8 protein-coding genes and 3 pseudogenes are annotated in these 11,345 nt (G+C 57.0%); 8 read left to right on the forward strand and 3 right to left on the reverse strand.

Annotation, left to right across the window (positions count from 1 at the left end; genetic code table 11):
- The 3 genes and pseudogenes from K359_RS55575 to K359_RS55585 form a co-directional block, all read right to left on the reverse strand.
- A partial coding sequence (locus K359_RS55575) for a transposase (protein WP_198031275.1) occupies positions 1 to 277 on the reverse strand: 277 nt, incomplete at its 3' end.
- A 182-nt stretch (positions 278 to 459) separates the two neighbouring features.
- Positions 460 to 1,806, reverse strand: a pseudogene (locus K359_RS55580) (M16 family metallopeptidase).
- Between the two features lie 58 nt (positions 1,807 to 1,864).
- Positions 1,865 to 2,569, reverse strand: a pseudogene (locus K359_RS55585) (M16 family metallopeptidase); the annotation flags it as partial.
- A 6-nt stretch (positions 2,570 to 2,575) separates the two neighbouring features.
- On the opposite strand from K359_RS55585, the pseudogene K359_RS65215 reads away from it, so the two are divergent.
- From K359_RS65215 to K359_RS0144100, 8 genes and pseudogenes are all read left to right on the forward strand, one after another.
- A pseudogene (locus K359_RS65215) lies at positions 2,576 to 2,727 on the forward strand (cobalt transporter); the annotation flags it as partial.
- A 906-nt stretch (positions 2,728 to 3,633) separates the two neighbouring features.
- Complete coding sequence (locus tag K359_RS0144070) at positions 3,634 to 5,295, forward strand: class I tRNA ligase family protein (protein WP_084518778.1); 1,662 nt, start codon at positions 3,634 to 3,636, stop codon at positions 5,293 to 5,295.
- The gene (locus K359_RS0144075) at positions 5,292 to 6,509 is read left to right on the forward strand and encodes an MFS transporter (protein WP_029084796.1); all 1,218 of its coding nucleotides are present in this window, start codon (positions 5,292 to 5,294) and stop codon (positions 6,507 to 6,509) included. Before K359_RS0144070 ends, K359_RS0144075 begins: the two co-directional genes overlap by 4 nt.
- Before the next feature lie 24 nt (positions 6,510 to 6,533).
- Entirely contained in the window at positions 6,534 to 7,844 is a 1,311-nt protein-coding gene (locus tag K359_RS0144080; RefSeq protein ID WP_029084797.1) for a lysine N(6)-hydroxylase/L-ornithine N(5)-oxygenase family protein, read from the forward strand.
- A 55-nt stretch (positions 7,845 to 7,899) separates the two neighbouring features.
- On the forward strand, positions 7,900 to 8,244 hold the full coding sequence (locus tag K359_RS60120) for a cupin domain-containing protein (RefSeq protein ID WP_084518779.1): 345 nt from the start codon (positions 7,900 to 7,902) through the stop codon (positions 8,242 to 8,244).
- Positions 8,241 to 9,305, forward strand: coding sequence for an FAD-binding oxidoreductase (locus K359_RS0144090; protein WP_029084799.1), 1,065 nt, complete (start codon positions 8,241 to 8,243; stop codon positions 9,303 to 9,305). The genes K359_RS60120 and K359_RS0144090 overlap by 4 nt, the downstream gene beginning before the upstream one ends.
- 35 nt (positions 9,306 to 9,340) lie before the next feature.
- Positions 9,341 to 10,495, forward strand: coding sequence for an alanine racemase (alr, locus tag K359_RS0144095; RefSeq protein WP_245284911.1), 1,155 nt, complete (start codon positions 9,341 to 9,343; stop codon positions 10,493 to 10,495).
- A gap of 12 nt (positions 10,496 to 10,507) precedes the next feature.
- Entirely contained in the window at positions 10,508 to 11,221 is a 714-nt protein-coding gene (locus K359_RS0144100) for a hypothetical protein (protein WP_224496931.1), read from the forward strand.
- The last annotated feature ends 124 nt before the right edge of the window (positions 11,222 to 11,345 follow it).

Genomic DNA, 11,345 nt, shown 5'->3' on the forward strand with positions numbered 1-11,345 from the left:
ACCGCAGATGATCGAGGTCGTCGGCGTCCTCGTAGCCGCAGCAGATCGCGAACATGCGCGCGCGGAACATATCGACAAGGCTGTGCACGACCCGCGTCGGATCGCGCCGATCCGGGAACACCCGGGCCAAATTGTCGGCCAAGCCGAGACGCCGCTCGGCCATCGCCAGAAGCATCACGCCCCCGTTCGAGGTCAGCCGACCGCCATCGAAGGCAGCCGTGACTTTCTTGGCGTGAACAGCTGGAAACGAGAAGGGCGGAATCGTATCATCGGTCATGGCGGGCGTGGTGTTCGCGGCTGAAGGTGATGGGGTTGGCTTTGCAACCGAATCCTACGCCGCATCAGCGCTTTACACCACGCTCGCCAGCCTCTCAGGCGCCCTCTGACGAATAAGACGGGCTAAGCGGCTTAGGTTTGCTAAAGGCTAATTTGGTTTCCTCGGTATTGTGGTTGTGGTGTCTAGTCTAGCTCGGCACCTGGCGATGACGTGGTCGCTGATGGCATGGTGGTTAACTGGGCTGCGTCCCCTGGGGAGCGGCCGACGAGAATGGTGAGTAAGACCTTAGCCCCACAGCCGCTGCGCGACTCTCTTGGCATCCTCCAACGTGACCGCATCGACGACGGCTTCATGCTTTTCGAAATAGTCGATCGGCAGCTTGTCAAGCTGATACTGCAACAGCGTTTGCGCCAGCTTTGATGATGTGTTGAGGGCCAGCATCTGCGAGCCCTTCAGGTAGGACTTTGCATTGTCGAGTTCCTGCTGGGTCGGGCCTTGCTCGGCGATGTGGCGGACTTGCTTCTCGATTTCTTCGACAGTCTCACGGGCGTGATCGGCGCTGGTCCCGCTATTGCCGACAAACATGGCCGAACGATCCATCCAGACTAGGTGCTCACGGACGAAATAGGCCAGCCCGCGCTTCTCTCGGACTTCGCGGAACAACCGCGACGTCAGACCGGCATCGCCGAGGATGTGGTTGACAATATAGGCGGCCATGAAATCGGGCTCGCTGCGGCGGACCGCTGGACCGCCGAAACTCACAACTGTCTGTGGCACATCGAACGGAATATTGACGCGCTGCGGTGGTCTTGCCGCGACCACGTCGGGGACCGACGCCAACTCCGCCCTGGCGGGAAGGCCTCCAAAGGTCTTGTCGAGTAGTATACAGAGAACCTCTGGATCGACATTGCCGACCACCGCGATCTTGAGCGTGTCTTTTGCCATCACGTGTCGGACATCGCGCTTGAGATCCGGGACCTCGATCTTCGACACGCTTTCGATCGAGCCTGCAGCCGGGCGAGCATAAGGATGATCGCCAAAGGCGACTTCGAGTAACTTGCGATTGGCGAGCGATGAAGGATCGGTCGATTGATGCCGAAGGCGACAGAGCACGCCGGCACGGATCCGCTCGACGTCGGCCGCGTCGAAACGGGGCGAGGTTAGCGCCATCCGTAAAAGGTCGAAGGCCTCGTCCCTGTGGTCCTCGAGCGTGCGCAGGGCACCGCGGAAGTGATCGTGGGTCGCTCCAAGCTCAGCTTAATGGCTCGACGGTCGAGCCGTTCATGAAAGGTCTTAAGGCCGAGATCGCCGGAGCCTTCATCGAGCAAGCCAGCAACCATGTTGCCGACGCCGGGCTTGCCGCTTGGGTCCTGGGTCGCGCCACCGCCGAAGGCATATTCCATCGCAATCAACGGGACAGTGGGATCTTGCAAGAACCAGGCTTCGATACCACAAGACGAGACCAGGCGCTTGATCTTGGTCGCGGCAAGCGTCCTGGTGGTGGCAAGCGAATTTAGCGAGGCGAGCATCGCGATTGAGAGCGACGCGCCGCCGAGGAGGACCCCCTCCGTGTGCAAAAACAGGTCACTATCGCTTCTCCTCGTGTTTTGGCGTTGGCTCTTTGATGAGATAGCCGGTCACCGAGCGTCTTTTGTCGAGCCATTTCCGCGCGGCCTCGCGCACCTGCTGGGCACCGACGGCGCGGATGCCGTCCGAGCAGCCTCGAATATCGTCGATGCACAGGCCCGTGCTGAGCCCGCGGCCATACCGGTTCGCGAGCGCTTCCTGATTGTCCTGAGCGTAGATTGCTCGCGCGATCAGCCGCGTCTTGACCCGCTCGATATCCTCGATGCGCGCGGGATTGTGCGCAATGTTGGCGATCACCTCGTCGATGGCGCGCTCAATCTGGCCGAACTTCACGCAGGGGTTTGGTATGGCAGAAATCACGAACCGCGAGGAATCGAGCGCGGTAGGCTGGTAGCTCGCCGTGGCACCGATCGTAAGCTGCTTGTCGATTACCAGCGCGCGATAGAGATATGAGTTGACGCCACCTCCAATCAATTGCTCGAGCACTTCAAGCACTGGACTCTCGCCGGCGGCCGCGGTGCGAGCGGAGGGCACGAGATAATATCGGTGCAAGGCTGGCTGCTCGACGCGGGGATCGGCCAGCGTCACGGTCCGCGGCGCGGCCGGCGTCGGTTCCTGCGGCCGCAGGCGTTCCTCTGGGATCGATGGCTGCGCAGAGATGCCGCCAAAATTCGTCTCGACCAGCGGGCGGATCTCATTGGCCTCCGCACTCCGGTTGGAGTGCCTGAGGTGCACTTCATTCTGGCCCGACGCTGTTCCTATTGTTCGGTGTGGGACCTGCGGCGTTTGGCCCGACGCTCGGCCTGCTGGTGCAAGGCTTATTCTTTACCCCTGCCGACCCGCCGCAATATGGCATGAACGTCATCTAATCTGGTGAAGCCTTCAAGCTCACCGAATTCGACCCGCACTTGGCACAATGGATACATCGCGCATCCGGAATTGAAGTTTGTTCTTGAGCGAACGCCAGCTCCGTTGGCAAATGCCAACTGCGAGGACGTCAAGAAGGCGCTTTTGCAATCGCTGCTGTCTCGAATGAGTTGGCGCCTACTCCACCGACAGGCAAACTGCCATTGAGCGGTCGTCCTCCCGGTGGCCAAACCAGATGAAGCGTTCCGAGCGCCAGATCTGTGATCTCGTTCCACGACAATGGGATTTCGAAAGCGCCCCCTTGGTCTCCTTGTTCAAGCGTCCTAGCCGAGCATCCAGTTTTCGTTGCTGATCAGCTGAATCAGCTTGGAGCATTCGCGGCCGACGTTGGCTGGGGTCATAACGAAGAGGAGGCGGCCCCGCATACCTGAAGCTATCTGGGAACAGCTCCCACGCGCCTCGGTCAGTACGGCAAACAAACTCTCACTTCGCTCTACTGAGCCGGTCGTCGGCTTCGCGACCAATGTTCGAAAGTTGACGGTACGCAGGTTCAGACAAGGAGAAAAATCAGCAGTCGCAGTTGGCCCGCTGCTTGCTTGTTTACGGCTTGGTCAGCGGCCGCTTGCGGGCATGTCGTTGGCTCATCGAGTCGAGCCGGGGGGGAGTTCAACTATGTCGGAAGCCGAAGCCGCGCGAACAATGGAGGCGGCGAAGTCGTCCTATCGAAGAGCTCGGACCGGATGCGGCAAGTCACCTTTGACTGATTGTAGAATCCGCCTTGAAGCAACCAATCGGCCTGTATCCGTATCTGCGTCGAGCTATCGCGATCGCCATTGCCGGAGAGATGTCAGCGCACCTGGCATGCTGGCGGCGATGTATCCACGGAAGTCATTTGTGCCGACATGAAGAAAAGCCCAACTATCGCGCGGATAAATGCAGCAAACACGCATCCGATCGATGTGTATGTCTCCCCAGTGAATTTGACTGCCAATGGCAGGGCACATCTGGGGCACGCCGCTGGGCCTTATCTTCGGATGGATGTCGTGCAGAGGCACCTGAAGAGGGCGGGGCATCGAGTTCGCTCTGGGCTGACCACCGACGGCTTCGAGAATCATGTTTTGGTCCGGGCGGCTCGCGAGAACACTGATCCATCGGAACTCGCGCATGGCTTCCACGTCAAGATCGTTGAGGATCTCGCCTCGCTAGGCATTGTTTTCGACCATTTCGATGATCCTGCGCATGGCCGAAATCTGCAGCGCTTCTCGAATGTGAGTGGCGCGCTCATGGGGGCATTGTTTGCAGCCGGAAGTCTGCAATTCCGCACAATGCGTTTACCAATTGACGATACGCCCTCAGCTGTCACGCGGCCAGAACAACGTTTTTGCATTGGGGGCTGGTTTGGTGCGACCTGTCCGGTTTGTGCGGCTTCTGCCGGCAGCTTCTTCTGCGAGCAATGTGGATATCATTTCGAGCCCGAAGAGGCGCGGGATCCGATATCAAGGCGAGGGCGGATCGTACAATGGGCGGATGACATTTCCGCCTTCCTTTCAATTTCGGAAAAAGACCGGCTTCTACGGGCGTGGGACGACACGGCTATAGAGCCAAGTTTTCGGGACATAGCGAAGCGGTATGTCGCGCGCAAAGGACAGCAGATGCGGCTGACCGTGCCGGGATTGCACGGGTTGGGTTGGAGTTCGCCGCATTTCAAGACCCGGCAAATATTGTTCAGCTACTCCTCGCTACTCTACGCTCATTCTCTCTATTGCGGCCAGAGAGACACAGAAGGCAGCGGCAGGCCTAGTCCTTTTGTTCTCGACTCCGATGCGTTCCTCATTAGTGCTACCGGTGTCGATAACACAATTCCGATGCTCGTGGGTACTACAGGGTGCGCGCTGGGCCAGGACTCGTTTCGGCCGTTCGATCGTATCTTCTTCAACTACTTTTTGCGATTGAACGGATCGAAGTTCTCCACCAGCCGAGGTCACGTGATCTGGGCGGGCGAGATCGCTCGAACTCCAAATGTATCAATCGATGTTCTTAGAGTGTACCTGTCGGAAATGTGTCCGGAGGAGGCCGAGGCCGATTTGATATCAGAGCAGCTGGTCGATCGTTACAACGTACTTTTCGATCAGATGTCTGCAGCTATCGACCGCTGCACAGGCATCGTAAGCGCAGTACCGGCTCCAACCTGCTGCTACGTAGATGGCGCGATGATGACCGCGCTCGACAGGCTCTACGAGAAGCAGTGCGCGGCACTTTCGCTGGATCATCTGCTGGTATCACAAGCGTCAAAGCCAGTCATCGAATGGGTCGACTGTGTGAATGCGGCGACGAGCCATGAGACCGCTTACACTTGGCTGATGGGCTTTAGCGTACTGGGTTGGCCGCTGATGCCGAAGATCACCGAAGCGTTATGGCGCTGGCTGGGGCATAGCGGACATCCGCTTGCCGGATGCGCGTCAAGGCCATCATCTGCGCGAAACGGATCAGTACCGAAGATCGATGGGCGCAGGTTAGCGGCTAAAGACATTGATTGGTGCCTGCCCGGAAAGAGCGCAGCATGACACAGGCCAAGCATATCGTTCCTGCTGAGGACTTGCCCAATGCAATCGCGTTGCAGGTCTCAATCCCCTTCATGTTTGGCAGTATCAGCTTGGCCGCTTGCTACGGCTCGAGTTTCTTTCTTGTGGACGCGTTAACCGCCGTTCGACAAAACGACACGACCGCCGGAGCCGTTGTTTCGATCGGTACGATCGCAACGATATTGTGCTCGCTTGTGGCCGGCCGGATTGCCGACGTGCTCGGCGTGATGCGAACGATCACACTCGCTGCAGCGATCATGGCCCTGGCCATGGTATGTTTCGCATCAGCATCGCTTGCGACGCTGATAGCTTACATCGGTGGACTTCTGCTGGGCATTGGATGGTCGGTCTTTTATATACTAGCGCCGCTTCAAATCTTCTGCCACGTGCGAGCTGAGGCTCGTATCAAGTATCTTACGTTGCTTTCCGCATCTCAAATGCTTGGCATCGGGCTTGCGGCGCCCCTCGCACGCGCGCTCGCGGAAGCCGCTGGATCCTACATTGCAGTTTACTGCCTATTTGCAGCTGCCTGTCTTGCGGGCGCGGCGCTCTTGGAGTCCGCAGGCAGGGTCCTGGCGCAAGCTCCACAGATCGAAATGCCGGCTGTGCGGCTGACCTTTGGAAGTCTGGTGCGAACCTTCAAGGCGAACACGCGCTATCCAGTCATCATGATCGGCATCGCAGCCTGCGTTTTCGCCGGTCTGTCCACGTTCCAAACGCTCTACGCGACATCGCGAGCACAGTCTGCGGATACGTTCTTTCTGGTCTTCACGCTGACAGCGGTCTTCTCGCGTTTTGCGGTGGCACCGATCATTGGGCTCTGGCGGCTTGAACGCGTAGCTGCATTTCTGATCCTTTGCACTATTGCGGGGCTATTCGTCCTGTTGATGAACGTAGGTAGTCCAGCGATCTACATTCTCGGGACGATGATGTTTGCGCTCGGATACGGTCTCAGCTATTCGACTTTGAACAGCATGGTCGTTCACATTGCCGCTATTGATGGGTCATCGTTGGCCGTTGCGTCTCAGGTGTTCACTCTCTCCTACTTCATTGGCCTATTTGGATTTCCGTACATCGCTGGGCAAATCATAGGGGTCGGCAGTTTCGATTATCTATTGATGAGCATGATGTTGCTGGTCGGCGCCAATGGCGCTCTTCTTACAATTCAAGTATTCGTGAGCGGCGGGAGGCATTGAGTGGCGCGCCTCAGGGATCATGGGATGATCAAGGACGGCGTTGGCCGCGACGTAGTCGCGATCGGTGCTGGGCCTGCAAATCTAAGTCTGGCGGCGCTCGCGGTTCCGGTTTCGGAAATTTCTGTGCACATCCTGGAAAGATCGGACTCGGTTGAGTGGCATCCCGGACTGCTTCTAGGAGGTGCCCTTATGCAAACCAGCCCGCTAAAGGACCTTGTTACGCCGGCGGATCCAACCAGTGCCTACAGCTTCATCGCCTACTTGCATGATCAAGGACGGCTTTATCAAGCCATCGTCCGTGGACTTGACCACGTCAGCCGTGCTGAATTTGAAGACTATTTGCGATGGGCAGCAAAAAAGCTGGCGAACGTTCGGTTTGGCGAACGTGTCGTCGCACTCGAGCTGCGAGGCAGCTCCTTTGACGTCATAACCACTCACCGCAAATACCAAACCTGTACAGCTGTGGTAGGTGTGGGTCGCGTTCCATCTATTCCTGATTGGAGCAGGAATGCACCGCCAGACGAGGTGTTCCACGGGAGTGCCCTTCTGCTGCGACGGCGCGAGCTGTCGAGCAAGCGTGTTATGGTGGTGGGTGGCGGCCAGAGCGGGGCGGAGGTATTCCTTCATCTCCTGCGTGGTGGTTGCGGCGCGCTCAGAGCCCTGACCTGGGTGACGCGCCGCGCGAATATCTTTGCGCTCGAAAATAGCCCGTTCGTGAACGAATGGTTCTTTCCGCGGTATGGTGGGTGGTTCTTCGAGCAGAGCGAATCGGCGCGCAAAAGAATTCTGGCGCGGCAAGCATTGGCCAGCGACGGGGTGAACTGCGTGACGCTCCGCGCCATCTACGACGCCCTCTACGATCGAGAGCTTCGCCGAGGAACATACCCCGCTCAGGTCGAAATATGCGTCGACACCACAGCCGACGAGTTGCAAGGCGCGTCCCCCTTTCGCGTGGGTTTGCGTCAGCAGACGACAGGCATTTGTTCTGAACATGCCGCCGACATTATCATCTTAGCCACGGGTTATCGGACCGAGATCCCTTCGTTCCTAGATCCGATCGCGGGCCGACTGACGGTCGCGAGTGCCCCCGGTGGCTCTCGGGAAATCGTCGTCAAGAAGGACTTTTCGGCTCGCTTCGATGGTCCCGAGACATGCCGTTTGTATGTGCAGAACGGCGCGCGCCTTCAACATGGTATCGCTGATACCAACCTCAGCTTGGTACCCTGGCGCGCTTCAATAATCCTCAATTCGATCATCGGCCGCGTAGCCTACGAATGCGGCGAGGCAACTGGCGCCGTCAAGTGGAGCAGCACATGCTTGGACGATCCCAGTTAAGGGACGAACAGTTGCCAGCAGCCTTGAACCAGCCTTTCCTTAATCGGGGTATACTATGAAAGATGCAGAGCTGATTACGTTAGGCGACATCACCGCTTATAGCCCCGGCGTCGTGCTGCAGGAGGTCAAAGGCATAGGCAATCAACAGACGACTTGTTGTCCCGTCAAACTCATCGAATTCCGGCTTGATCCGTTCGCGGTGTCGACGCCGCATTCCCATCCGTCCAGCGAGATCTGGCGCATTACCGGCGGCAGCGGTCGGGTGGTGACCAATGATGGTGAGTTGGCTGTGAAAGCAGGAGACCTTGTGTTTCTGCGACCTGATCGAACTCATCACCTGGAAAATAGCGGCTGCGAAGCTCTGAGCGCCCTGTCTATCTCCTGGAGGGAAACCCGATGACCGGCGGGATTTATGACCTGGCGGTTATCGGCGCGGGCGTCATGGGTCTTAGTGCCGCCTTCATCGCGGCGCGCAATGATCCGAAGCAAAGGATCGTTATCTTCGAACGAGATATCGTTGGAGCAGGTGCCAGCGGGTTTGCTCCCGGAATCCAAATCAACATTTGTCGGAATGATGGGGAAAGGAGCCTCATTGATCGCGGTTCGAGATTCTGGCGTGGGATCTATCCCCGTGGTGGCTGGCACAATGGCCGAGACTGTGACGTGTTCTGGCTGACCCGCAATCCGGACGAACTCGCGCGACTGGCTGGCATAGGCGGCACTACCCCCTCAACGTCGGTCGAGCTGACCGAGAGGCTTTCCTCGCTGCCAAATTTTCAGATTGCCGACGATATAGCTGTAGCGCTCGATCGGGGCTCGTATAGCCCGGTCGATTTAATTGTCCAGGATTTGGCCGAACGGCTCAGGGCCCTCGGTATTTCGATATTCGAGCAAACGTCTATTGAAAAGATAAGGCAGGGCCCACGTAATCTTCTTCTTCGGACCTCGGACGATAGCGAAATCTCGGCGCGGCGAGCTATCCTGGCAATTGGTCCATGGCTTCCAGAATCACCATTACGCGAGCACCTGGCAGACGAACCGCGGTTGCGGGTTAAAAAGGTCGTCGCCCTTCATCTCGCAGCGCGTCCCTCCTCGAACTGTCCGATGATCGGCCTGTTGGATGACTACGCTTTCCTCATTCCCATGATCGCGGACGGCTATTGGTTGTTCAGCTTTACCTCGCAGGAATGGGATGTCAGGCCCGACAGCGACGCGTTGCATGTCAGTTCAGACGATTTGGCGCGCGCAACAGCAATATTGGCGAAATTGTTCTCCGTGGACGTGCCGGCGATTGCGTCAGTACGGGTGTTCTGCGACTGCTATTCGGACGATGCCGTCCCGTTCGCGCGTCCCGCTCGAGCCATCGCCGGGCTTCAGGTCATTGGTGGCGGCGCAGGTAACGGGTTTCGGTTTGGGCCCGCCTGTGCGGAAGAAGCAATACGATCCTTGTATTCTCCGTAGTCGCGATGTCAGCGCCGGGACACGAGGAAGGGCATATGCCTGAATCGATTCATACCGAAGCGAAGCTTTCTATCCAAGAAGCAGACAACGGTTATTTCAATATGTCGAGATCCACCATGATTGTGGATCTCGGCGCGATCCAATCGAACTATCGGAGAGTTCAGGCGCTTGCCCCGCATAGCGCATGCGGCGCGGTTGTCAAAGCGGACGCCTATGGCCTCGGCGCGAAGCATATAGCGCCCTTCCTTGCTCAACTTGGCTGCAGGGACTTTTTCGTAGCCGATGTGGAGGAGGGGATCGCCCTGCGCGATGTGCTACCATCATCTTCGAAGATCTACATCCTCCACGGCGCTATGCCAGGTATGGAGCTGGCAGCCGAGCAGCATGATCTATTGCCAATCCTCAACAGCAGGGAACAATTGGATGCATGGCTTCGGCATTGCCGACAGCGTAATCGGGCACTACCAGCGGGTATCCATGTCGACACCGGACTGGCTCGATTGGGTTTTGCCGTTGATGAATTGCGAGCAATCGCCGAGTACGACAGTGGACTGTCGGAATTACCCGTAGCGCTATTCATGAGTCAGCTCGCCTGTGCAGAATGGCGCAACGGGGACAGTTTTCAACAATTGAGAAGGTTTCGCGAACTCACACAGTTGTTTCCGGAAGCGATCCTCTCATTGTCGAACTCGGCTGCCCTATTTGCCGGATGCGAGTTTCATTTCGACCTCATAAGAGCAGGTGGAGGAATTTTTGGCTTTTTGACGTCTGATGATCCCTGCTTCAAGCCATCGCAAGTCGTCCATCTGCGAACTCAGATCGTTCAATCTCGCAAAGTAGAGCCTGGTGAGACGATCGGATACTGCAGGTCGTACCGAGCGAGCAGGCAGATGCGTGTTGCTACCGCCTCTATCGGTTATGCGGATGGCTTTCCACGTAGTCTTGGCAATCGAGGGAATGTCTTCATATGTGGTATTCGTGTGCCTATCGTCGGCTTTGTTTCGATGGACCTTATTACAATTGATGTAACGGATCTGCCTGAGAGTTGGACGACTCCGGGCGCAATGGTTGACGTGATCTGCCCTGAACAGACTGTGACGGATCTAGCATCTGCGGCCAGGATGCTGAGCGATGAGGTGACCACAGCGATGGGGCGGCGGTGCCGTAGGCTCTATGTCTCGGCGAAATGACATGAGGCGCCGATGAACTCCTCTGCTCCTGAATTCGAGCAATTCAATCGATCGATCTATCTACATGGCGAAGCTGGGCGTCTCATGCGCCCGAATTACTTCACCGCCAAGGTGCGTCAGTTCCACGAACTTGAGCGACGCTTTTATGCCGATCTGCTGCGCGCAGCCCGATATGATTTGGTCATTGAGGTAGGTTGCAGCTGCTATCGCCTCATTGGAGTCAAGAGCGATGCGAGTGATTACCTTGGGATCGATATAAACCCGGCTCGCACGCGAAGGCTAAAAAGCGGGAAAGGAGCAGTTATTCGCTGTGAGGCTGATAAATTCTTTAAAAGAACGCGGCTGATCAGTAAAATCAGGAGCCGATATGATGGAAAGGTACTCTGCATCCTGCCATTCAATTTTCTAGGTACGATGGATGCGCCAATGGAATTTCTAACACGCGTGTGTCAAGCGCCCTTTGATCTCGCTTTGTCGCTCTTTGCAACGAACGAGGCGGCAACGCTGGCGCGCTGCGAATATTATGATCTTTGTGGCATCGGGATTGAAAGTGTGGAGCGGACCGACGATTACGTCCGCCTGAACTGCTCCAACGGCTTCCGAGCATTTGCTTTCGAGCCGTTATTTCTTCAGAACCGCATAGCGGCTTGTGGCTTCCGCTTGAGCGGCGCGCAGTATTCTCACGTCTGCAACTTCCTGCATTTCAGGAAAAGCAATATTGGTTAGTCGCCCGTTAAGAAGCTTCCAGGCGACTGATCTGGAATCGTAATTTGGCTGGAATGACGTTCTGAGATTGCAAGGTTTTGGTGTTTTGTGCATCGGAAGCTTGCAATTTCGTTTTCGAGATTCC

The organism is Bradyrhizobium sp. th-b2, assembly GCF_000426785.1.
Classification (GTDB): Bacteria; Pseudomonadota; Alphaproteobacteria; order Rhizobiales; family Xanthobacteraceae; genus Bradyrhizobium; species Bradyrhizobium septentrionale.